The organism is Streptomyces sp. NPDC058683, from assembly GCF_042716195.1.
Taxonomy (GTDB): domain Bacteria; phylum Actinomycetota; class Actinomycetes; order Streptomycetales; family Streptomycetaceae; genus Streptomyces.
In genome coordinates this window covers 1-25,431 of record NZ_JBHXSK010000032.1, presented here as the reverse complement: position 1 = coordinate 25,431, position 25,431 = coordinate 1, and the positions used below count along the sequence as shown (strand labels likewise).

Below are 25,431 nucleotides of genomic sequence, written 5' to 3'. Positions count from 1 at the left end.
CTTGCCTTTCGGTCGGTTCGGTGGGTGCGGTCGGTCAGTTCAGTTCGTCCGCGCGGACTACCAGCACTTCCAGCGCGCGGAACCAGGTCTCGGCCAGCGCCCGTACCGCGTCCTCGGTGAGGAGTCCGGCCGCGTAGGCCCAGTGGGCGCTGAGTTCCGGCCCCTCGGGGCGGTCCTCGGTGAGGGCGTTGAGGGTGAGGGCGTGGGACATCGGCATGCCCGGGTCGGCGTCGAGGTCGGCGGCCGACTCCTCGGCGGCGTAGGACCAGTCGGCGGCGGCCGGCCGGTCGAAACGGCCCATGTAGTTGAACTCGATCTGCGGTTCGCCCAGTTCGGCGAGGAGCGGACCGGTCACCGGGTTGAGGTGGCGCAGCAGGCCGTGGCCGATACCGGCCGTGGGGAGGTCGGTGAGGTGCGCCCGGATCCGGGCCACCGCCCCGTCAAGGGCGGCCCCGCCCGCGAGGGCGTCCGGGCCGGCCGCGCCCGGGTCGAGCCGTACCGGGACCACGCTGGTGAACCAGCCGACCGTACGGGACAGGTCGGCGTCGCCGGCGAGTTCCTCCTCGCGGCCGTGGCCCTCCAGGTCGACCAGGACCGGGCCGCCGGCGCTCGCCGCGCCCAGGGTCCGGGCCCGCCAGTCACCGACGGCCAGGGCGAACGCGGTGAGCAGGACGTCGTTGACGCTCGCCCCGAAGGCGGCCGGGGCCCGGCCGAGCAGGGGGCCGGTGATACCGGCGGGCAGGGTCAGGGAGAGGTAGCGGGTGCTCGCGACGGTGTCCCGGGCGGGGTCGAGGGGGCGGGCCAGGGGCAGCCCGGCGCCCTCGGCGAGAGCGGACGTCCACCACGGCAGCTCGTCCTCGGCGGCCGGGTCGGCGGCACGGGCGCCGAGCAGCCGCGACCAGCGGGCGAACGACAGCTCCACCGGGGCCGGTTCGGGGGTACGGCCGCCGCGGACGGCCGCCCAGGCGGTGGCCAGGTCGGGCAGCAGCACCCGCCAGGAGACGCCGTCGATCACCAGGTGGTGGACGAGGAGCAGCAGCCGCCCGGGGTGGTCGGGGCCGGCGTCGAACCAGACCGCCCGCACCATCGCCCCGGCGTCCGGGTCGAGTCCCGCCAGGGCCGTGGGCGCGTGGCGGACGATGACGTCGCGCAGCGCGGTCTCGTCGGTCGCGGCGTCGCGTACGTCGACCCGGGCGAGCCACGTCCGCACGTCGGTGTCCGGTGCGGCCTGCACCCACAGGGCGGGCTCCGGTGTGCGGACGAGCCGGGCGCGCAGCATGTCGTGCCGGGCGGCGAGCGCCCCGAGCACGGTCAGCAGGCCGGGCTCGGTCAGGTCCGCCGGGGTGCGCAGCAGGGCTGCCTGGTGGTAGGCGGCGAGCGGGCCGCCGCGTGCCAGCAGGGCCCGCATGATCGGGGTGAGCGGGACACGGCCGGTGCCGTCGTCGTGGGTGGTGTGCCGTTCGCCGGCGCCCAGCGGGACGGCGACACCGGCGAGGGCGGCGACCGTGCGGTGCTGGAAGACCTGGCGGGGCGTGATCCGCAGACCGCCCGAGCGGGCCCGGGCGACGAGTTGCATGGCGACGATGCTGTCGCCGCCGAAGGCGAAGAAGTCGTCGTCCGTGCCGATGGCCTCGGCGGGCAGGCCGAGGGCGTCCGCGAACAGGTCGCGCAGGGTGTGCTCGGTGTCGTTCTCCGGGGCCCGGCCGCCGCCCGCCGCGGTGAAGTCGGGGGCGGGCAGGGCGGCCCGGTCGAGCTTGCCGTTGGACAGCAGCGGCAGCCGCTCCAGCACGACGACGGCGGCCGGGACCATGTAGTCGGGCAGGGTGGCCGCGGCATGCGCCCGCAGCTCCGCACCGTCCGCGCCATCGGCCTCGACGACGGTGTAGGCGATCAACTGCCGTATCCCGGGCCGGTGTTCGCGGGCCACGACCACGGTCTGGGCGACCGTCGGGTGGGTGTCGAGCGCGGCCTCGATCTCGGCGAGTTCGATGCGGTAGCCGCGGATCTTGACCTGGTCGTCGGTGCGTCCGGCGAACTCCAGCAGGCCGTCCTCGGTCCAGCGGGCCAGGTCGCCGGTGCGGTACATCCGCTCCCCCGGTGCGCCGAAGGGGTCGGCGACGAAGCGTTCGGCGGTGAGTTCCGGGCGGCCGAGGTAGCCGCGGGCCAGGCCAGGCCCGGACAGGTACAGCTCGCCGGTGAAGCCGGGCGGGACCGGGCGCAGGGCGGTGTCCAGGACGTAGGCGCGGGAGTGGTGGACGGGGCGTCCGACGACCGGGCGGGCACTGTCGCGGACCCGGCCGACGAGGGCGTCGACGGTGGCCTCGGTGGGGCCGTAGAGGTTGACCGCCTCGGTGTCCGGGAGCGCGGCGAGCCGCTGCCACAGCGACTCGGGTACGGCCTCGCCGCCGAAGCCGACCAGTGCGAGCGGGCAGCCGCCGTCGGGGCCGATCAGGCCGCTGTCGGCCATCCGGGCGAGCAGGGACGGGGTGACCTCGATGAAGTCGATGCCTTGGTCGCGGAGGAAGGCGGCGAGGAGTTCGGGGTCGCGGCGGGTGTCGTCGTCGGCGATGTGCAGCGCGTGCCCGTCGAGGAGCCAGAGCTGCGGCTGCCAGGAGGCGTCGAAGGAGAACGACCAGGCGTGTCCGACCCTCAGGTGCCGTCGCCCGGTGCGTTCCTTGGCCAGGTCGTGCAGGTCGTGGCGGTGGCTGTGGAAGAGATTGGCGACACCGCGCTGGGTGACGACGACCCCCTTGGGGCGGCCGGTGGAGCCGGAGGTGTAGATGACGTAGGCGGGGTGGTCGGGGCCGGGCGGGGTGGGCTCGGCCTGCGGCAGGCCGTCCGCCGGGGCGTCCAGGAGCAGGACCGGGACATCGGCGGCGGGCAGCGCGGCGGCGGTCTCCACGGTGGCGAGGAGCAGCGCCGGGCGGGCGTCGGCGAGCATCGCGTTCAGCCGGGTCTCGGGCAGGTCGGGGTCGAGGGGCAGATAGGCGGCGCCCGCCTTCATCACCGCGAGGATGGCGGCGATGTGGCCGGCGGTGCGGGGCAGGGCGAGCGCGACGATCCGCTCGGGTGCGACCCCGTGCCCGGCCAAGGTCCGTGCCAACTCGGTGCTGCGGGCGTCGAGTTCGGCGAAGGTCCAGGTGGTGCGGCCGTCGGTGACGGCGACCGCGTCGGGGGTGGCGGCGGCCTGCGCGGCGAACAACGCCGGTACGGTGCCGAGCCGTTCGGCGGCCGGGAGCGCGGTGTCGTTCCAGGTCTCCAGGACGGTGTACCGGTCGGCGGAGCCGAGCAGCTCCAGCCGGCCGACGGGACCCTCCGGGTCGGCGGCCATGCCGGTGAGGAGACCGGTCAGGGCGTCCGTGATCCGCCGTACGGTGGCCGCCTCGAACAGGTCGGGGCGGAACTCGGCGGTCACCCGGAGCCGTTCGGCGGGTTCGACGGCCCAGGCCAGCGGATAGTGGGTGGAGTCGGCGTGGTCGCGGACGGTGACGCGCGGCGCGTCGCCCGTCTCCTCGCCGGTCTCCGCCACCGGGTACGACTCGAACACCACGAGGGTGTCGAAGAGTTCGCCCAGTCCGGCGGCGCGCTGGATGTCGGCGAGGCCGAGGTGCTGGTGGGCGATGAGCCGGGACTGCTCGTCCTGGAGCCGCTCCAGCAGAGCGGCGGTGCTCTCCTCGGGGCGCACCCGTACCCGTACCGGGATCGTGTTGATGAACAGGCCGATCATCGCCTCGGATCCGGCGAGTTCGGGCGAGCGGCCGGCGACGGTGGCGCCGAACACGACGTCCTCGCGCCCGGTGAGCCGGCCGAGCAGCACGCCCCAGGCCGCCTGCACCAGGGTGTTGACGGTGATGCCCCGGCGCCTGGCGAACGCCTCCAGCTCCGCCGTGCGGACCGCGTCCAGTTCCACGGTGTGGGTGCCCGGGACGGCGGCGGCCCGGTCGGGGTCGGCGGGCGCCAGCCGGGTGGGCTCGGCGAGACCGGCGAGGGCCGCGGACCAGGCGGCGGTGGACGCGGCCGGGTCCTGGGCGGCCAGCAGCCGCAGGTGCGCGCGGTAGGGGGCGGCCGGGGCCGGGGGGCGGCCCTCGTAGCGCGCCCACAGTTCGGCGGCCAGCAGCGGCAGTGACCAGCCGTCGAGGAGCAGGTGCTGGTGGGAGAGGACCAGCCGGTGCCGGTCCTGGCCGACCCGGGCCAGCAACAGCCGGAGCAGCGGCGGGCGTTCGGGGTCGAATCGGCGCCGTTCCTGTGCGAGCAGCCGGGTCCAGTCCTGCGGCTCCCCGGTGAGGTCGAGCTGCCGCCAGGGCAGCACGGCCGTGCGCGGTACGACGGCGACGGGCCGTCCGGAGGACAGGTGCCAAAAGCCGCTGCGCAGGTTCTCGTGGGCGTCGAGCACGGCCTGCGCGGCGGCGCGCAGCCGGTCGGCGTCCAGGGGGCCGTCGAGGTCGTAGGTGACCTGGACGGTGTAGACGTCGGGTCCCTCGTCGCCGGAGTCCAGGGCCGCGTGGAAGAGCAGGCCGGCCTGGAGCGGGGAGACGGGCAGGACGTCGGTGCCGGCGGGCAGGGCGGTGAGTTCGGCGCGCTCGCTCTCGGTGAGGTCGAGCAGGACGGTCTCGTCCCGGCGTTCGGCGGCGGCCGTGGTGGTCACCGTGGCGAGTCCGGCGGCCGACTTGTGCCGGAACACGTCCCGTGGGCTGAACGCCAGTCCGGCGGCGCGGGCCCGCGCGACCAGCTGCATGGCGACGATGCTGTCCCCGCCGAGGGAGAAGAAGTCGTCCTCGGCACCGACCCGTTGGAGTCCGAGCACCTCGGCGACGAGGCCGCACAGGGTCTCCTCCAGCGGGGTGCGCGGACGGGTGTCGGTGACCTCTGCGGCGAAGTCCGGCGCGGGCAGGGCCCGGCGGTCCAGCTTGCCGTTCGGGGTGAGCGGGAGGGCGTCGAGGGTGACCACGGCGGCGGGGACCATGTGGCCGGGCAGCGACCGCGCGGTGTGGGCGCGGAGTTCGGCGGAGTCCGCGCCGGATCCGGCGGGCACCACGTAGGCGACGAGCCGTTCGTCCCGTGGCACGACCGCGGTGTGCGCGACGGCCGGGTGGGCGGCGAGCACGGCCTCGATCTCGCCGAGCTCGATCCGGAAGCCGCGCAGCTTGACCTGGTCGTCGGTGCGGCCGAGGTACTCCAGTTCACCGTCCGCCGTCCAGCGGGCCAGGTCGCCGGTGCGGTACATCCGCTCCCCCGGCGCCCCGAAGGGATCGGCGACGAACCGCTCGGCGGTCAGCCCGGGGCGGCCGAGGTAGCCGCGCGCCAACTGGACGCCGGCCAGGTACAGTTCGCCGGCCACACCGGGCGGTACGGGCCGCAGGGCGCCGTCCAGGACATAGGTGCGGGTGTTCCACACCGGGCGGCCGATGGGCACGGCCGCCGGGTCGGCGGGCACCTCGTGGGCGGTGACGTCGACGGCGGCCTCGGTGGGGCCGTACAGGTTGTGCAGGCGGGTGTCCGGCAGTACCTGGTGGCAGCGGGCGGCCAGCGGCGCGGGCAGGGCCTCGCCGCTGCACATCACCTGGCGCAGGCCGGTGCAGTCGGCGGCGGTCGGTTCGTCCAGGAAGGCGCGCAGCATCGACGGCACGAAGTGGGCCGTGGTGATGTGCTCGCGCCGGATCAGGGCGGCCAGGTAGGCCGGGTCCTGGTGGCCCTCGGGCCGGGCCACGACCAGGGCGGCGCCGGTGATCAGCGGCCAGAAGAACTCCCACACCGACACGTCGAAGCCCGCCGGGGTCTTCTGCAGCACCCGGTCACCGGCGTCGAGGCGGTAGGTGTCCTGCATCCACTGCAGGCGGTTGGCGATGGCCCGGTGCGGGACGGTGACGCCCTTGGGGCGGCCGGTGGAGCCGGAGGTGTAGATGACGTAGGCGGGGTGGCGGGGGTCGTAGGAGGTGGGCAGAGGTGCGTCGGCCGGGTGCGCGGGCGTGCCGTCGGCGTCCACGGTGAGGCGGGGCACGTCGGTGGCGGGGAGGGTGACGCCGTCGGTGGTGACCAGGCAGACCGGGCGGGCGTCGGTGAGCGTGTACGCCAGCCGCTCGGCCGGGTAGCCGGTGTCGAGGGGCAGATAAGCGGCGCCCGCACGGTGCACGGCGAGCAGGGTCACCACGAGCGCGAGGGAGCGCGGGAGGGCGACGGCGACCGTCGCCTCGGCCGCCGCCCCGTGCGCGGCGAGGGTGTGGGCGAGCCGCTCCACCCGCAGGTCCAGTTCCGCGTAGGTGAGCGAGGTGTCCTCGAAGACGAGCGCGGAGGCGCCGGGGGTGCGGGCCACCCGGGCGCGGAACAGTTCGGGGAGGGTGAGGTCCGGGACGTCCCGGGCGGTGTCGTTCCAGCCGGTGAGGACGAGCGCGCGTTCCTCCTCGCGCAGCACGTCCAGGGTGCCGACGCGGCGGTCCGGGTCGGCGGCGACCTGCGCCAGCAGGGACTCCAGGCGGCGGGCGAGGAGTTCGGCGGTCCGCCGGTCGAAGAGGTCGGCGCTGTACTCGATCCAGCCGTCGATGTGCTCGTCCTGCTCGACGAAGTCGAAGCTGAGGTCGAACTTGGCGCTGTCCTGGCCGACGGTCTCGCCGCGGACCGTGAGGCCGGGCAGGACGGGTGCGCCGCCCTGGCCCGCGAGGTGGACGACCATCACCTGGAACAGCGGGTGCCGGGCCAGGGAGCGTTCCGGGTTGAGGGCCTCCACCAGCCGCTCGAAGGGCAGGTCCTGGTGCTCGTAGGCGGCCAGGTCGGTCTCCCGGACCCGGGCGAGCAGGTCGGCGAAGGTGGGGTCGCCGGACAGGTCGGTGCGCAGCACCAGGGAGTTGACGAAGAAGCCGACCAGGTCTTCGAGGGTCTCGTCGGAGCGGCCGGAGACCGGGGCGCCGAGCGGGATGTCGTCGCCGGCGCCGAGCCGGTGCAGCAGCGCGGCCACGGCCGCCTGGGCGACCATGAACATGCTGACGCCGTGCTCGCGGGCGAGGCCGCGCAGGGCGTGGGCCAGGGCGGGCGGGACGGTGAAGCCGGTGGTGCCGCCGCGTCCGCCGGGCTCGGCGGGTCGCGGCCGGTCGGTGGGCAGGGTCAGCTCACCGGGCAGCCCGCGCAGGGTCTCGGTCCAGTGGGCGAGCAGCCGGGGCTCGGCCGCGGCCAGCAGGTCGCGCTGCCAGAGCGTGTAGTCGGCGTAACTCGCGGGCAGCGGCGTCCAGTCGGGGGCCCGGCCTGCGGTGCGGGCCGCGTAGGCGGTGGAGAGGTCGGCGAGCAGCGGGCGGTCGGACCACTCGTCGGTGGCGATGTGGTGCAGCAGGAGCAGCAGGACGTGCTCGTCCGGGCCGGTCCTGAACAGGGCCGCACGGAACGGGAGTTCGTGTTCCAGGTCGAAGAGGTGCGCCGCCTGCTCCGCGAGGTTCTCGAACGGGGCGTCCGTAAGGGGTACTTGGACGTCCGCCGGGTCCAGGGCGTGCTGGTGCGGGACCCCGTCGACGGCCGGGAAGACGGTCCGCAGCGGGGTGTGCCGGGCGGCCACGTCGTTCAGGGCGGCCTGGAGGGCCTCGCGGTCGAGGAAGCCGGTCAGCCGCCAGGCCGACGGCAGGTTGTACGCCGTGCTCGCGCCGTCCACCTGCGCGAGCAGCCACAGCCGGCGCTGCGCGGAGGACAGCGGCAGCAGTTCGGGACGCGGGCGCGGGTCGGCGAGCGCGGGTCGGGCCGCGTCGCCGGAGGTGTCCGTGCGGGCGGCGAGCCCGGCCACCGTGGGCGCCTCGAAGACCGAGCGGACCGTGAGGTCGGCGCCGAGCGCCGTGCGGACGCGGCTGACCAGACGCATGGCGAGCAGCGAATGGCCGCCCAGCGCGAAGAAGTCGTCGTCCGCGCCGATCCGTTCGAGGCCCAGGACGTCGGCGAACAGGGCGGCGAGGATCTCCTCGCGCGGGGTGCGCGGCGGGGTGCCGTCGGCCGCATCGGCGGTGAACCCGGGGTCGGGCAGGGCCTTGCGGTCGAGCTTGCCGTTCGGGGTGAGCGGCAGGGCGTCGAGGGTGACATAGGCGGCCGGGACCATGTGGGCGGGGAGTGCGGCGGAGGCGTGGCCGCGCAGTGCGGTCGCGTCCACCACCGGCCCCGCGTCGGGGACCACGTAGGCCACGAGCGCCTGGTCGCGGACGGCGACCGTGGCGTGTGCGACGGCCGGGTGGGCGGCCAGCACGGCCTCGATCTCGCCGAGCTCGACCCGGAAGCCGCGCACCTTCACCTGGTCGTCGGTACGGCCCAGGTACTCGACCGTGCCGTCCGCCGTCCAGCGGGCCAGGTCGCCGGTGCGGTACATCCGCTCCCCCGGCGCCCCGAAGGGATCCGCGACGAACCGCTCGGCGGTCAGCCCGGGCCGGTCCAGATAGCCGCGGGCCAGTTGTACGCCCGCCAGATACAGCTCACCCGGGACCCCGGGCGGCACCGGACGCAGACCGGCGTCGAGGACATAGAGGCGGGTGTTCCAGACCGGGCGGCCGATCGGCACGCCGGTCGCGCCGGGACCGATCTCGATGGCGGTGACGTCGACGGAGGCCTCGGTCGGGCCGTAGAGGTTGTGCAGTTCGGCCGGGACCACCTCGTGGAAGCGCCGGGTCACCGCGGCGGGCAGGGCCTCGCCGGAGCACATCACCCGGCGCAGTCCGGTGCAGTCGGCGGCGGTCGGCTCCTCCAGGAACAGCTGGAGCATCGAGGGCACGAAGTGGACGGTGGTGACGTCCTGTTCGCGGATCAGCCGGGCCAGATAAGCGGGGTCGCGATGGCCCTCGGGCCGGGCGACGACCAGCGTGGCCCCGGTGATCAGCGGCCAGAAGAACTCCCACACCGACACGTCGAAGCTGGACGGTGTCTTCTGCAGCACCCGGTCCTCGGTATCGAGCCGGTAGGTGTCCTGCATCCACAGCAGCCGGTTGACGATCCCCTCGTGCGGGACGACCACGCCCTTGGGGCGGCCGGTGGAGCCCGAGGTGTAGATGACGTACGCCGGGTGGCGGGGGTCGTACGAGGTGGGCAGTTCGCCCTGCGGTCCGGTGGGCAGCGCGTCGCGGATCACGCACACCGGGCGGGCGTCCTCGACCATGAGGGCGAGCCGGTCCGCCGGGTAGTCGGGGTCCAGCGGCAGATAGGCGGCCCCGGCGCGGTGCGCGGCGAGCAGCGCGACGACGAGGTCGACCGAGCGCGGCAGGGCGACGGCGACGGTCCGCTCCGGGCCCGCGCCGAGACCGGCCAGGACCCGGGCGGTGTGCTCCACCCGGGCGTCCAGCTCCGCGTAACTGAGCCGCTGTTCCTCGAAGACCAGGGCGGTGGCGTCGGGGGTGCGGGCCGCCTGGGCGCGGAACAGCTCGGGCAGGGTGCCGGTGGGGACCGGGTGGGCGGTGGCGTTCCAGTCGGTGAGGACGCGGGCCCGCTCCTCCTCGTCCAGGACGTCCAGGTCCCCTACCCGCAGGTCGGGTCCGGCGGCGGCGCGGGACAGCAGCCGGACCGCGCGGGCGGCCAGGCGCTCGGCCGTGGCGTGGTCGAAGAGGTCGGTGGCGTACTCCAGGAGCAGGACCACCCGGTCGGACTCGTCGACGTAGGTGAAGTGCAGGTCGAACTTGGCCATGCCGGTGTCCATGTCGAACCACTCGGTGGCCAGGCCCAGCACGTCGGGGTCGCCGTCGGGGCGGAAGTGGTAGCCGAGCATGACCTGGAAGAGCGGGTTGCGGCCGGCCACCCGGGGCGGGTTGAGGGCCTCCACGACGCTGTCGAAGGGCAGGTCCTGGTGCTCGAAGGCGGACAGTGACGACTCCCGTACCCGGCCGAGCAGTTGACGGAAGGTCAGGTCGTCGCCGGACAGGTCGGTGCGCAGTACGAGGGTGTTGACGAAGAAGCCCACCAGGTCGCCGAGGGCCTCGTCGGTGCGGCCCGCGATGGGTGCGCCGAGCGGGATGTCGGCACCGGCGCCGAGCCGGTTGAGCAGGGCGGCGGTGGCGGCCTGGAACAGCATGAACATGCTGGTGCCGGTGGCGGTCGTGAGATCGCGCAGGGCGAGGCCGGTGGCGGCGGGCAGGTCAAGGCGGACCTTGCCGCCGCGTCCGGTCGGCCCGGCGGGGCGCGACCGGTCGGCGGGCAGGGTCAGCTCCTCGGGGAGCCCGCGCAACGCCTCGCTCCAGTGGGCGAGTTGAGCCTCACCGCCGGTGGCGAGCAGCTGCCGCTGCCACAGGGTGTAGTCGGCGTACTGCACGGGCAGCGGCGCCCAGTCCGGGGCCGTACCCGTGCGGCGGGCCGCGTAGGCGGTGTCGAGGTCGGCGAGGAACGGCCGGTCGGACCACTCGTCGGTGGTGATGTGGTGCAGGACGACGGCCACCACGTGGTCGGCTCCACCGAGCCGGAACACCGCGCAGCGCAGCGGGAGTTCGGCGGTGAGGTCGAACGGGCGGCGCTGGGCCGCCTCGATCAGCGCGGGCAGGTCGTCCTCGATCGCGTCGGTGACGGTGAGGGCCGGGTCGGCCTCCTCGGCGGGGACGATCCGCTGGTACGGCTCGCCCTCGTGCGAGGGGAACACCGTGCGCAGGGCCTCGTGGCGGCCCGCCACATCCCGCAGGGCGGCACGCAGGGCCTCGGTGTCCAGGTCGCCGCGCAGCCGGAAGACCAGCGGGAAGTTGTAGGCGACACCGCTGCCGGTGATCTGCTCGACCAGCAGCAGCCGGCGCTGGGCCGGGGACAGCGGGATGCGGTCGGGCCGGTCGGTCACCGGGATCACGGGCGGCCGGGCCGGGCTCGCCTCGCCGACCCGGGCGGCGAGCCGGGCGGGGGTGGGTGCCTCGAAGAGATCACGGATGGCGAGTTCGGCGCCCAGCTCGGTGCGGGCGCGGCTGACCAGCCGGGTGGCGAGCAGCGAATGGCCGCCCAGGTCGAAGAAGTCGTCCTCCGCACCGGCCTCCGGCAGCCCCAGCACCTCCGCGAACAGCCGGCACAGCACCTCCTCCTGCGGGGTGCGGGGGCCGCGTCCGCCGCCGAGGGCGACCGCGGGTTCGGCCTCGGGCAGGGCGCGGACGTCGAGCTTGCCGTTGGCGTTCATGGGCAGGCCGTCGACGGTGACGAAGGCGGCCGGGACCATGTACTCGGGCAGCTCACGGCCGAGGTCCTCGCGCAGCCTGCGGATCAGGGCGCTGGTCTCGCGGGCGGCGGTGGGGTCGTTGGCGTAGGGCGCGGTGCCGCCGCCGGCGCGGAACAGGCCGCCGGTGAGCCGGTGTTCGGCCACTTGGGCCGTTTCGCCCGTGAGGAAGACGGCGTCGTACGTGCCGGTCCGTGCCGACCAGGTGGTCAGTACCCGGTATCCGGCGTCCGCGCCGAGCGTGTGCAGGGTCTCCGGGTCGACGCCGTCCTCGGCCGTCCGGCCGTCCGGGATACCGGTCACCCGCAGGGCGGCGGGCCGCTCGGCGCGCGAGCGGGCGCCGAGGTGGCCGGTCAGCCGGCCGCCTGCCGACAGGAGGTCCCCGACGGCCTCGGAGGTCAAGCCGCCGCGGGCGAGTTCGCCCACGGTGTGGGCGGTGGTCCACCGGACGGTCGGGGCGTCGTCGAGGCGGAGGTCCGGCTCGCCGGCGTACAGGACGACGTCGTAGCGGTGCCGGATCAGTTCGTTGTGGTGACGGCCGCGCTTGGTGCGCAGATCGACGCCGTGGCCGAGGGCGGTGAAGAAGTCCGGGTCGACCAGGAGTTCCTTCTCCAGGCGCAGACCGCGCTCCACCGCCCGCTCCAGCTCGGCCTCCGCCGTGCCCCGGGCCCGCTGGATCTCGGTGTGGAAGCTGCGGGCAAGGCGCAGATTGCGGACGTCGCCGACGAACAGGGCGCCGCCGGGGGCGAGCAGTGCCATGGCGCCGTCGATGACGGCGGTGAGGTACTCGATGCTCGGGAAGTACTGGATGACGGAGTTGATGACGATCGTGTCGAAGTAGCCCGTGGGCAGGCCGCCGAGATCGTCGGCGGGCCGGCAGCGCAGCTCGACCTTGGCCGCCAGCTCCGGGTCCCGGGCGCGCAGTTCGGCGCCGATCTTGCGGATGACGGGGGCGGCGAAGTCGGTCGCCCAGTAGGCCTCGGCGTCCGGGGCGAGCCGGGACAGCAGCAGGCCGGAGCCGACGCCGATCTCGAGGATGCGGCGCGGGTTCAGGGAGCGGATGCGGGCGAGGGTGGCCTCGCGCCACTCGTGCATCTGCTCGAAGGGGATGGGCCGGCCGTCGTAGGAGCTGTCCCAGCCGTCGTACTGCTCGGTGAAGACGGCGGTGCCGATCTCCTCGTACTCGTCGGAGTAGATCTCCTGCCACTCGCCGACCTGGGCGGCCTCGGCGGCGGTGCGTTCGGCGGTGTCGGCGCCGGAGGGCACGACATAGCCGACGAGGCGTTCGTCGCGGACGACCACGGCGGCCTGGGAGACCAGCGGGTGGCGGCTGAGGGCGGTCTCGATCTCGCCGGGTTCGATGCGGTAGCCGCGGATCTTGACCTGGTCGTCGGTGCGGCCGAGGAAGTCGAGGTTCCCGTCGGCGGCGCGGCGCACCAGGTCGCCGGTGCGGTACATGCGCTCGCCGGGCGTCCCGAACGGGTCGGCGACGAACCGTTCGGCGGTCAGGCCGGGGCGGTCGAGATAGCCGCGGGCCAGGCCGATTCCGGCGATGTACAGCTCGCCGGGGACACCGTCGGGCACCGGGCGCAGCCAGGCGTCGAGGATGTGGGCGCGGGTGCCGCGGATGGGCTTGCCGACGGTCGGGGTGGCGCTGTCGAGGGTGCCGCCGCCGAGGGTGTTGATGGTGTACTCGGTCGGCCCGTACAGGTTGTAGCCGTAGGTGCCCTCTGTGTCGCGCAGGGCCGCCCACACCGTCTCCGGGACCGCCTCGCCGCCGAGCAGGACGAGCGGCGGGACATGACCCTCCAACAGGCCCTGTTCGATGAGGAGCCGGGCGTAGGTGGGGGTCACGTTGACGACGTCGACGCGGTGTCGTTCGCAGTAGGCAACCAGCGCCTCCGCGTCACGGCGCAACTCCTCGTCGCACACGTGCACTTCGTGGCCCTCGACCAGCCAGAGCAGCTCCTCCCACGACATGTCGAAGGCGAAGGACACGGTGTGCGCGATCCGCAGCCGCCGTCCCCCCGCCGCCGCGATGGCCGGTTCGAAGATCTCCTTCTGGTGGTTGAGCTGCATGTTCGTCAGACCCCGGTAGGGGGTGACGACGCCCTTGGGGCGGCCGGTGGAGCCGGAGGTGTAGATGACGTAGGCGGGGTGTTCGAGGCTGAAGCGGCGGTGCACGGGCGTGTCCGGAAGCCCCGCCAACTCCCCCTTGGTGGCCGGGTCGTCGAGCAGCACCCGGGCCAGGTCGCCGTCGAGCGTGGCCGATACGGCCGCGTTGCTGAGCAGCAGCAGCGGGCGGGCGTCGGCCAGCATCAGGGAGAGCCGGTCGGCCGGGTGGTCCAGCTCCAGCGGCAGGTAGGCGGCGCCCGTGCGCAGCACGGCGAACAGGGCGACGACCATGTCCAGGGAGCGCGGCAGGGCGAGGGCGACGACCCGCTCGGGGCCCGCACCGCGCTCGATCAGCAGCCGGGCCATCCGGTTCACGGCCGCGTCGAGTTCGGCGTAGGTCAGGGTGCGCTCGCCGAAGACCAGGGCGCGGGCGTCCGGGGTGCGGGCGGCCTGGGCGGCGAGCAGGTCGGCGACGGTGTCCTCGGGGTCCGCGACCCGGCCGGCGGCCCACTCCTCGCGCAGCGCCGTGTGTTCGGCGGGCAGCAGCGGGTCCAGGGAGCCGACGGGTGCCGTCAGGTCGGCGGTGAGGCGGTCCAGGAGCAGGGCGAAGCGGTCCAGGAGGGCCTGCGCGCGGTCCGCGGGGACCAGGTCGGGCCGGTGGGTGAGGGTGACCGCGATCCGGTGGCCCGGGGTGACGACGAGGTTGGCCGGGTAGTGGGTGGCGTCGACGTTGGCGACGGCGGTGGCGCCGTGCCGGGTGCGCAGCTGGGCCAGCCGGTCCTCGGTGTCGTTGTTGCGGAGCACGAACAGGGTGTCGAAGAGCTTGCGGTGCCCGGTCTCGGCCTGGAGCACGCCGAGGCTGAGGTGCTCGTAGGGCATCAGGTCGAGCCGCTCGCCCTGGACGCGGCGGAGCAGGTCGAGGACCGGCTCGGCGGGGTCGAACGCGATCCGGGTGGGGACGGTGTTGAGGAACAGCCCGATGATGTTCTCGACGTCGTGGACCTCGCTGGGCCGGCCGGCGACGGTGGTGCCGAACACGACGTCGGGACGGCCGGTGGCGGACGCGAGGGTGAGCCCCCAGGCCGCGTTGAGCAGGGTGTTCAGGGTGAGGCCGTGGACGCGGCCGGTCTCCCGGAGCCGGTCGCCGAGTGCGGCGGTCAGGCGTACGTCGAGCTGGTCGGGGATGACCGGTTCGAGACCGTCGGCGGCCGTCGGGGCCAGCAGGGTGGGCTCCTCCAGGCCGACGAGGGCGGTGCGCCAGGCGGCGGTGGCGGCGGAGTCGTCCTGCTGGTCCAGCCAGGTCAGGTAGTCCCGGTAGCTGCCGGGCGTGGCCAGGGCGGAGGCGTCGCCGCCCGTCTCGTACAGCGCGAACAGCTCGTCGAGGAAGAGCCAGGCCGACCAGCCGTCCCAGAGGATCAGATGGCGGCCGATGACGAGCCGGTCGCCGCGCTCGGCGCCGAGGCGCAGCAGGAGCAGCCGGAACAGCGGGGGCGCGGACAGGTCGAACCGGCGGTTGCGTTCGGCGTCGGTCAACTCCCGCACCCGGGCGTCCTGTTCGGCGGCCGGGAGGCGGGCGAGGTCGACCTCCTCCAGCGGGATCTCCGGGTCCTCGACGATGAACTGCACCGGCTGGTCCAGGCCCTCGCTGGTGAAGCCGGCGCGCAGCCCGGGGTTGCGGTCGAGGAGGGTGCGGACGGCGGCGCGCAGCCGGGCCGCGTCCAGCCGGGTGGCGAAGTCGAAGGTCTCGTGGACGGTGTAGACGTCCAACGCGCCCTGGTCGTAGGCCGAGTGGAAGAACAGGCCCTCCTGGAGGGGGGCCAGCGGCCAGACGTCGGCGACGGCCGCAGGGCCGGCGAGGGCGCGGATCCGGGCGTGCTCGGCGTCGGTGAGGACGAACGCGGCGGCGGTGGCCTCAGTGGCGGCCGTGGCCGTGCCGGCGTTGGCCGCGAGGGCGGCGGGCGTGCGGTGGGTGAAGACGTCGCGCGGGCTGAGGTCCAGGCCGACTGCGCGGGCCCGGCTGGCGACGCCGATGGAGCTGATGCTGTCGCCGCCGAGCCGGAAGAAGTCGTCGTCCGGGCCGACGTCGGCGATGCCGAGGACGGCCGCGTAGATGTCGGTGAGCTGCCGCTCCAGGGGTCCGGCGGGCTCGCGGCGGGCGGCGCGTTCGGCCTCGGGGGCGGGCAGCGCGGCCTGGTCGAGCTTGCCGCTGGGGGTCAGCGGCAGGTCGTCCAGGACGACGTACGCCTCCGGGACCAAGGCCGCGGGCAGCGCGTCGGCGAGCGCGGCGCGCAGGTCGGCGGGGTCGGCGACGGCACCGGTCGCCGGGACCGCGTAGGCGACCAGGCGCTGGTCGCGGACGACGACGGCACCGCGCGCCACCGCCGGATGCCGGGTCAACGCGGCCTCGATCTCGCCGAGTTCGATTCGGTTGCCGCGCAGCTTGACCTGCCGGTCGGTGCGGCCCAGGTAGTCGACGGTGCCGTCCGGGCGGCGGCGCACCAGGTCACCGGTGCGGTACATGCGGGCGCCGGGCGCTCCGAAGGGATCCGCGACGAAGCGGTCGGCGGTGAGCGCGGGCCGCCGGTGGTAGCCGCGGGCCAGCTGGACGCCGGTCAGGTACAGCTCGCCGGGCACGCCGTCGGGCACCGGGCGCAGGCAGGAGTCCAGCACGCGCAGGCCGGTGTTCCACACGGGCCGGCCGATGGGCACGGTGGTGTCGGGTGCGCCGTCGAAGGCGTGGTGGGTGACGTCGACGGCGGCCTCGGTGGGCCCGTACAGGTTGTGCAGCGGTACGCCGGTCAGCTCGTGCCAGCGGGCCGCCGCCCGTCCGGGCAGCCCCTCGCCGCTGCTGAGGACCCGGCGCAGGCTGCCCGCCCAGGACGGGTCCGCGGTGACCTCCTCGGAGGCGAGGAACGCCTCCAGCATCGACGGCACGAAGTGCATCGTCGTCACCTTCTCGGCCCGGATCAGCCGGGCGAGGTAGGCGGGGTCGCGGTGCCCGTCGGGGGCGGCGAGGACGACGGCGGCGCCCTCGTGCAGCGCCCAGAAGAACTCCCAGACGCTCACGTCGAAACTGGCCGGCGTCTTCTGCAGCACCCGGTCGTCGGCGGTGAGTTGATACGCGCCCTGCATCCAGGCGAGCCGGTTGCCGATGGCACGGTGGGTGACGACGACGCCCTTGGGGCGGCCGGTGGAGCCGGAGGTGTAGATGAGGTAGGCGGGGTGGTCCGGGGTGAGCGGCACGGACCGGGGTGCGTCGGGAACGTCCGCGTCCTCCTCGACGTACAGGATGTCCAGGCCGTCCGTGTCCGGCAGGCGTACGGCGTCCCGGGCGGTGGTGACGACGGTCCGGGCGCCGGAGTCGGTGAGCATGTACGCGATGCGGTCGGCCGGGTAGTCGAGGTCGAGCGGCAGATAGGCGGCGCCCGCCTTGAGCACGCCGAGCAGGGCGACCATCAGCTCGGCCGAGCGGGGCACGGCGACGGCGACGAACTGCTCGGGTCCCGCTCCCTGGGCCCGCAGCCGTCGGGCCAATGCCTCGGCGCGGGCGTCGAGTTCGGCGTAGGTGAGGGTGGTGTCCGCGAAGACGACGGCGGTGGCGTCGGGGGTGCGGGCGGTCCCCGCGGCGATGGCGGCGGGCAGGGTGACCGCCGGTACGGCGTGCCGCTCGCCCTCGGGGTGGGTCCGCTCGGCCGGGGTGAGCAGGTCGAGGGCGGCCACCGGGCGTGCGGTGTCCTCGGCGAGGGCGTCCAGGACCAGGGTGAGCCGGTCGGCGAGGAGCTCTGCGGCGTCGGCGGGGAGCCGGTCGGCGTGGTGCTTGAGGCGCAGGTCGAGACGGCGGCCGGGCTTGACGACGAGGGCCAGCGGATAGTGGACGGCGTCGTGGAAGGCGTGCCCGGTCAGCCGGACGGTGCCGGTGGGGTCGGTGAGGTGCGAGTCGGCGGGGTAGTTCTCGAACACCACGAGGGTGTCGAAGAGTTCGCCGCCGCCCGCGTGCCCGGCGGCCCGCTGGATCTCGGCGAGGCCGAGGTGCTGGTGGTCCAGCAGGGCGCTCTGTTCCCGCTGGAGACGTTCGAGTACGGCGCCGAGGGTGTCGCCGGGGGCCCAGCTCAGCCGGGTGGGCAGGGTGTTGATGAAGAGGCCGACCATCGACTCGATGCCGGCCACGGCGGCGTCGCGGCCGGAGACGGTGGTGCCGAACAGCACGTCCTGACGGCCGGTGAGGCCGGCCACCAGCAGGCCCCAGGCGGCCTGTACGACGGTGCCGAGGGTGACGCCGTGCTCGCGGGCACGGGCGGTGAGGCGCGCGGTGGTGCGCTCGGGCAGCTCGATGCGGATCTGGGCGGGCTCGATCGGCCCGGCGGCGGGGGTCTCGACCAGGCGGGTGGGCTCGTCGATCCCGGCCAGGGCGCCTCGCCACGCGTCCCGTGCGGCCTCGCGGTCGGCGCGTCCGACACGGGCCAGGTAGCCGCGGAGCGGGGCGACTTCGGGCAGTGCGGCGGGCTCGGCGCCGTAGAGGGCGAGGAGTTCGCGGTGCAGGACGGGCAGCGACCAGCCGTCCGCCACGATGTGATGGAACGTCAGGACGAGCCGGCTGCGGTCCGGGGCGAGGCGCACCAGGGCGCAGCGCAGCAGCGGCGGGCGGGCGAGGTCGAAGCGGCGGGTGCGTTCGTCGGCGGCGACGGCCTCGGCGAGGCCCGCGCGGACGGCGGTGTCCTGGGCGGCGAGGTCGACCTCGCGCCACGGTACGTCGAGGCCGGTGGCGACGATCTGGACGGGGCGGCCGCCCGGGAGCTGGCGGAAGCAGGCCCGCAGCGGGGCATGCCGGTCGAGCAGCCGCTGGGCGGCCTGCCGGAGCAGGTCGCCGTCGACGGGCCCGGCGAGTTCGATCACCTGCTGGACCACGTAGGCGTCGTGCTCGCTGCCGTCCACCAGGGCGTGGAAGAAGAAGCCCTCCTGGAGCGGGCCGAGGGGCAGGACCTCGGCGACCGTGAGCGGGTCCCGGCCCTGGAGTGCGGCGAGTTCGTCGGCGGTCGGGGCGTCCCAGGGCAGCTCAGCGGTGTCGTCGCCGCCGTCGGCGGTGCGGGCGACGGTGGCGAGGTGGGCGACCGTACGGTGCCTGAACACGTCGCGCGGGGTCAGCTCCAGGCCTGCCCGGCGGGCCAGGACGAGCAGCTGGATGGCGACGATGCTGTCGCCGCCGAGCGCGAAGAAGTCGTCGTCGACGGTGACCGAGGGCACCCGCAGGGCTCGCGCGTACAGGTCGCACAGCAGGCGTTCGCGCTCGGTGCGCGGGGCGCGGCCCGAGCTGAGCAGGCCGTAGTCCGGGACGGGCAGGGCGGCGGAGTCGAGCTTGCCGCTGGGGGTGACGGGCAGCCGGTCCAGCGGCACCAGGGCGGCCGGGACCATGTACTCGGGCAGGAACTCGGCGGTGTGCGCACGCAGTTGGGCCATCAGCGCGGTGACGTTGCGGAACGGCGCGGGGCGGTTGGCGTGCGGGTGGTCCTGGGCGGGGCGGTAGAGCGGGCCGAGCGGGGTGTCGTCGCCGAGGGCGAACACCGCGTCGAAGCTGCCGTCCTCGGCGTCCGCGGTCCAGGTCAGGGCCGCCCCGTAGGCGTGCCGGGCGGCGGTCTCGTACAGGGCCTCGGGGTCGACGCCCGCACCGCCGGTGCGGCTGCTGTCGTCGAGGGTGCCGAGCGCGGCCAGGTCGGGGGCGAGACGGGCGTTGGGGATGCCGGTGACCCGGAGGCGGGCCGGGCGGTCGGCGGCGGCGAGCCGCTCGGCGAGGGCCTCGGGGGTGCCGAGAGCGGACCAGGCGATCTCGGTCGCGGTGCCGGCGGACGTCTCGGTCGCGATGTCGGCGGGGGTCTCGGTCGCGATGTCGGCGGGGGTCTCGGTCGCGATGTCGGCGGGGGTCTCGGCGCCCGGGCGCAGGACGACGTCGTAGCGGTAGCGGGTCAGCTCGTTGTGGTGGGTGCCGCGCTTGAGCCGTACCTCGGCGGTGAAGCCGTCCAGGGCCGCGAAGTAGTCGGGGTCGACGAGGAGTTCGCCCTCCCAGGCCACGGCCCGGTCGACGGCGGCGCGCAGGGCGTCCTTGTCGTCCGTGTGGGCCCGGCCCGTCTCGATGGCCGCGCTCAGGGTCCGCAGCAGCCGCAGGTTCCGTACGTCGCCGACGAACAGCGCACCACCGGGCGCGAGGAGCCGGGCCGCCGAGCGCAGGACGTCGGTGAGGTAGTCGGAGCTCGGGAAGTACTGGATGACGGAGTTGACGACGATCGTGTCGAAGGAACCCTCCGGCAGGCCGGTCAGCTCGTGCGCGGGCCGCGCCAGCAGGGTGACCTTGCCGGCCAGCTCCGGTACGGCGTCGACCTGGACGCGCAGGGCCCGTACGGCTTCCTCGGAGAGGTCGGTGCCGACGTACCCGTCACAGTCCGGGGCGATCCGGGAAAGCAGCAGACCGCTGCCGACGCCGATCTCCAGGACGCGGCGGGGCCGCAGTTCGCGGATCCGGTCGACGGTCGCGTCCCGCCACTCGCGCAGGTCGGCGAGCGGGATGGGCAGCCCGTCGTACATGCTGTTCCAGCCCGCGAAGTTCTCCTCGAAGCCGTCCGAACCGGCGGCGGAGTAGAGGAGTTCGTGCAGGTCCTTCCAGTCGGACAAGGCCTCGTCGGCCTCGGCCGCGGCGTCCAGGGAGGGCACGACGTACGCGGCGAGGCGGCGGTCGCCGGGTCGGTCCTCGCGGACCACCACGGCGGCCTGGTCGACGGCCGGGTGGGCGCGCAGTACCGACTCGATCTCGCCGGGCTCGATACGGAAGCCGCGGATCTTGACCTGGCTGTCGGCGCGGCCGTGGAACTCCAGCCGTCCGTCCGCCTTCCAGCGGACCAGGTCGCCGGTGCGGTAGAGGCGCTCGCCGGGCGCGCCGAACGGGTCGGCGACGAACCGCTCGGCGGTCAGCGCGGGCCGGCCGAGGTAGCCGCGGGCGAGTCCGGCGCCGCCGAGGTACAACTCCCCCACCACACCGGCGGGTACCGGCCGCAGCCGGTCGTCGAGGACGTAGGCGCGGGTGCCGGGGTCGGGGACGCCGATGGGCACGATGGTGCCGGCCGGGGTGTCCGGGTCGCACCGCCCGAGCGTGGAGTTGGTGGTGGCCTCGGTGGGGCCGTAGGCGTTGAACATCATCCGGTCGCGCGCGTACCGCCCGACCAGTTCCGGCGAGACCCGCTCGGTGCCCGCCAACAGGGTCGCCGTGGGCGGGAGTCGGACGTCCTCCGGCATCGCGGCCAGCAGCGCGGGCGGCAGGATCATGAAGGTGATGCCGTGCTCGTTCGCGTAGTCGGCGAGCGGTGCGCCGGGCACCCGGCGGTCGGCGGGTACGACGACCAGCCGGCCGCCGGAGAGCAGGCCGAGGCACAGGTCCCAGAAGGCCACGTCGAAGCTGGGCGAGGCGAACTGCAGGACCCGGCTGTGCGGGCCGATCCCGAACCGTTCGCGCTGGGTGGCGACCAGCTTGGCGACACCGGCGTGGGAGAGCACCACGCCCTTGGGGCGGCCGGTGGATCCGGAGGTGTAGATGACGTACGCCGCGTGCGCGACGGTCAACTCGGCGGCCGCCGCGGGGTCGTGGGCGGGATATCCGGCGAGTTCGGCGAGGGTCTGCGGGGCGTCGAGGACCAGCGGGTCCTGGCCCGGCGGCAGGTCGGGGACCATCTCGGCGGTGGTGACGAGGCAGACCGGCCGGGCGTCGTCGAGCATGTAGGCGATGCGGTCGGCCGGGTAGTCGGTGTCGACGGGCAGATAGGCGGCGCCCGCCTTCAGTACGGCGACCTCGGCGACGATCATGTCGGCCGAGCGGGGTACGGCGAGGGCCACCACCCGCTCGGGCCCGGCCCCCCGGGCCACCAGGGCGTGCGCCAACCGGGCGGCACGGGCGTCGAGTTCGGCGTAGGTGAGGCGGACGTCCTCGTGGATCAGGGCCACCTCGTCGGGGCGGGCGGCGACCTGGTCGGCGAACATGTGCGGCCAGGTGAGCGCGGGCACGTCGTGCGCGGTGTCGTTCCACTCGGCGAGGATCCGGTGCCGTTCCTCCTCGCCGAGGAGTTCCAGGGCGGCGACCGGGGTGTCGGCCCATTCGAGGGCGGCGGCGAGCAGGGTGGCGTAGTGGCCGAGGATCCGGTCGACGGTGGCCGCCTCGAAGAGGTCGGGGTCGTAGTCCGCGTGCAGTTCCCCGTCGGCCACGGACAGCGCCAGGTCCAGCGGGCCGCCCTCGTCCCAGGGGGCGGCGCCGAAGCCGGTGGCGCACAACAGGGCCCCGCCGCGGCCGGGTTCGGGGGCGAGCAGGCGGAGCAGGCCGGCGGTCGGCAGCCGGTGGGCGGCGGCCTCCGTGCGGGCGGCCGTGACGCGTGCGCGCAGCTGGGCGAAGGAGTGGCCGCCGGCCACCGTCAGGCGCAGCGGGAGCCCGTCGTGGGCGACGGTCATCTCGGTCGCCGCGGCGCCGCCGTAGCGGTGCAGCAGGGCGGCGAAGGCGGCGAGCTGGGTCGCTTCGTCGGCCGTGGTGCCCGACGCGACCGTACGGCGGGCCGGTCGGCGCCGCTCCTGCGACCGTGGCGGGTGGGGGAAGTCGTGCGGCAGCGCGGTCTCCGGTGCCGGTGCGGCGAACTTCTGCCGCCAGTAGTCCTCGGTGGTTGTCGCCCTCGTCACCGCACTCGCAGAAGCTGCCGAACTCGCAGAAGCCGAACTCGCGGAAGAAGGTGCGGAAGAACGCGTGTTGCCCGACACAGCTGCCCGTGCCTCCCCATAGGTGTGGAACGGCTCAGCGGAGCCGCGACCGCTCGCATAGTAAGGTAAGGATTGCCTAACTCAACAGGGTCGATGTGGTTTCAGCGGTCCAAGTCACAGCAGCTGAGGTTATGCTCACCTAACCCGCCCTCAGGAGTGTTCGGGGGCCCACCGGAAGACGGCATGGAGACCCGCAAGTGGCTTCAGACAGAAGGCTTCGCACGACGGTGCTGGTGTCACTGATCGTCGCCCTCCTGGTTCTTTTGTCCCTTCTCTCCGTGGCACTGGGCGCGTTGAGCGTCCCGCTCGACCAAGTGGTCCGCTCGGTCCTCGGGCATCCGCCCAGCCGGCTCGTGGACAACGTGATCTGGTCGGTGCGCATCCCCCGCACCCTGCTGGGCCTCGCGACCGGCGCGGCGCTCGGCATGTCCGGCGCGCTGATGCAGGCCCTGACCCGCAACCCCCTCGCCGACCCCGGGATCCTCGGGGTCAGCGCCGGCGCCTCCTTCGCGATCGTCGTCTCGGTCGCGGTGTTCGGGGTCGGATCGCTGTACGGCTACGTGTGGTTCGCGTTCGCCGGGGCGCTGGCCGCCAGCGTCCTGGTCTTCCTGCTCGGGCGGCTCGGCCGGTCCGGGGCGACCCCCGTCAAGCTGGCGCTCGCCGGAGTGGCCGTCACCTCGCTGCTGTCCTCGCTGACCAGCGCCGTGGTGCTGACCGACCAGGACGCGCTGGACCGGTACCGCTTCTGGTCCGCCGGCACCCTGGCCGACCAGGACTCCGGCGACCTGCCGCGCATCCTGCCGTTCCTCGCGGTCGGCGCCGTCCTCGCGCTGTCCTGCGCCCCCGCCCTCAACAGCATGGCCCTCGGCGACGACGTGGCCGCCTCGCTGGGGCGGCGGCTCGGTCTGGTACGGCTCCAGGGCGTGGCCGCGGTCGTGCTGCTGACCGGCGCGTCGGTCTCCGTGATCGGCCCGGTGGTCTTCCTCGGCCTGGTCGTCCCGCACATCGCCCGGGTGCTGGCCCAGGCGGCCGGCATCGGTCCCGACCACCGCTGGCTGCTGCCGCTGTCGGCGGCGCTCGCCCCCGTGCTGCTGCTGACCGCCGACATCGTGGGCCGGATGGTGGCCAGGCCCACCGAGATCCAGGCCGGCGTGCTGGTCGCGTTCCTCGGCGGCCCGTTCTTCATCGCCCTGGTCCGCCGCCGCAAGCTCGCGGAGGTGTGAACGTGACCGCCCAGTCGCCCCCTCAGACGGCCGCCGAGTCGAAGGCGCAGTCGTCCCCCGGCACCCGGACCCGGCCCGCGCTGCGCGACCGGCCCTTCCGGCTGGCCGCGCCGCCCGTCTCCGGGACGTTCCGGCCGCGCCTGGTGCTGACCGGAGTGCTCGTCGGCCTCGGCGCGTTCGCGCTGTTCTGCTGGGGTCTGGCCCTCGGTGACTATCCGGTGAGTCTGCCCGACGTCGTCAAGGCCCTGTTCGGTGTGGGCGATCCCGGCACGCTCACCGTCGTACGGGACCTGCGGCTGCCGCGTGCCCTCGCCGGGCTCCTCGTCGGCATCGCCTTCGGTGTCTCCGGGGCCGTGTTCCAGACGATGACCCGCAACGCGCTGGCCAGCCCCGACATGATCGGGCTGACCGAAGGCGCCGGCACCGCGGTGGTCGCGGCGGTGGTCCTCGGCTGGACCGGCGGCCTCGGGCTGTCCACGCTGGGGCTGCTCGGCGCCCTCGCGACCGCGCTCCTCGTGTACGCGCTGGCCTGGAAGGGCGGGACCACCGGCTACCGCATCATCCTCGTCGGCATCGGCGTGTCCTGGATCTGCACCAGCGCCACCGACTTCCTGGTGGCGCGGGGCAACCGGTTCCAGGCGGAAGAGGCGCTCGGCTGGCTGGTCGGCAACCTCAACGGCCGTACCTGGGACCAGGTGGACGCACTGGCCGTCGCCCTGGCCGTGCTGCTGCCGGTGGCCCTGGGCATGGGCCGCTGGATGCGCACGCTCCAGCTCGGCGACGACGTGGCGGCCGGGCTCGGCACCCCCGTCCAGCCGGTCCGGCTGGCGCTGCTGCTCACCGGGGTCGGCCTGATCGCCTTCGGCACGGCCGCGGCCGGTCCGGTGGCGTTCGTGGCCCTGGCCAGTCCGCAGATCGCCCTGCGGCTGGCGGGCACCTCGTCGCCGCCCCCGCTCGTCTCCGGTCTCACCGGCGCGTTCGTCGTCCTCGGCTCCGACCTCCTCGCACGCGAGGCGATCCCCGGGACGGAACTGCCGGTCGGGGTCGTCACCGGCGCCCTGGGCGCGCCGGTCCTGCTGTGGCTGCTCATCCGCGCCAACCGCGCGGGCTCTGGAGGCTGATCCCATGTCGACCACCGACTCGCGCACCCCGCGGCCGGCCACCCCCGGCTCGCCCGTCTCCCCCGAAGAGCCCGCGGCCGGGCCCGAGTTGCGGGCCGCCGGCCTCCATCTGGCCTACGACGGACGGCCGGTGGTGGAGGACCTGGACCTCACCGTGCCCACCGGCCGGATCACGGCCATCGTCGGCGCCAACGCCTGCGGCAAGTCGACCCTGTTGCGGGCCCTCGCCCGGCTGCTCGCCCCGCGCCAGGGCGTCGTCGAACTGGACGGCGCCGCGCTGCGCTCCATACCGACCCGGGAACTCGCCCGCAAGCTGGGCATCCTGCCGCAGACGCCGGTGGCGCCGGAGGGGCTGACCGTCGTCGACCTGGTGGGCCGCGGCCGTTCCCCGCACCAGACCTGGTGGCGGCAGTGGTCGGCGGCGGACGAGGAAGCCGTGCGGTCGGCGCTGGCCGCGACCGAACTCACCGACCTCGCGGACCGGCCGGTGGACGAGCTCTCCGGGGGGCAGCGGCAGCGCGCGTGGATCGCCATGGCGGTCGCCCAGGGCACCCCCGTACTGCTGCTGGACGAGCCGACGACCTATCTCGACCTCGCGCACCAGATCGACGTGCTCGACCTGATCACGGACCTCAACCGGCGCGAGGGCCGCACGGTGGTGATGGTGCTGCACGACCTCAACCAGGCCTGCCGGTACGCCGATCACGTCATCGCCATGAAGGCGGGCCGGATCGTCGCCGAGGGCCCGCCGGCCGAGGTGGTCACCGAGGCCACCGTCGAGGACGTCTTCGACCTGCGCTGCCGGATCACCCCCGACCCGGTCAGCGGCACCCCGATGGTCATCCCGCTCGGCCGCCACCACCACGACGACGACACCCACGCCACCGGGAAGACGGTACCGGCCGCCGTCGACTGAGCCGACCGCCGAGACGACCCGCCACGGCACCGTGCCCTGCCGGTCGGCCGGGGGCGAGCGGCAGGGCGGACGGAGAGCCGAGCGACGCGAGCCTCGGCCTCGGGAGGGACGGCGAACCCGGCGGGGGCCGCTGAACCCTCCGGGTCCCTGAAC

At 74.6% G+C, this 25,431-nt stretch carries 4 protein-coding genes; 3 read left to right on the top strand and 1 reads right to left on the bottom strand.

The features are described 5' to 3' along the window. Positions 1-34: 34 nt before the first annotated feature. Positions 35-21,940 (bottom strand): non-ribosomal peptide synthase/polyketide synthase, encoded by a 21,906-nt coding sequence (locus ACFWXC_RS31305; RefSeq protein ID WP_384483694.1) that lies wholly within the window; start codon positions 21,938-21,940, stop codon positions 35-37. A gap of 305 nt (positions 21,941-22,245) precedes the next feature. On the opposite strand from ACFWXC_RS31305, the gene ACFWXC_RS31300 reads away from it, so the two are divergent. The 3 genes from ACFWXC_RS31300 (at position 22,246) to ACFWXC_RS31290 (ending at position 25,278) form a co-directional block, all read left to right on the top strand. Next, the gene (locus tag ACFWXC_RS31300) at positions 22,246-23,241 is read left to right on the top strand and encodes a FecCD family ABC transporter permease (RefSeq protein ID WP_384483870.1); all 996 of its coding nucleotides are present in this window, start codon (positions 22,246-22,248) and stop codon (positions 23,239-23,241) included. Positions 23,242-23,321: 80 nt separating this feature from the next. Further along, the gene (locus tag ACFWXC_RS31295) at positions 23,322-24,362 is read left to right on the top strand and encodes a FecCD family ABC transporter permease (RefSeq protein WP_384483868.1); all 1,041 of its coding nucleotides are present in this window, start codon (positions 23,322-23,324) and stop codon (positions 24,360-24,362) included. Positions 24,363-24,366: 4 nt separating this feature from the next. Then, entirely contained in the window at positions 24,367-25,278 is a 912-nt protein-coding gene (locus tag ACFWXC_RS31290) for an ABC transporter ATP-binding protein (protein ID WP_384483692.1), read from the top strand. Positions 25,279-25,431: the final 153 nt, after the last annotated feature.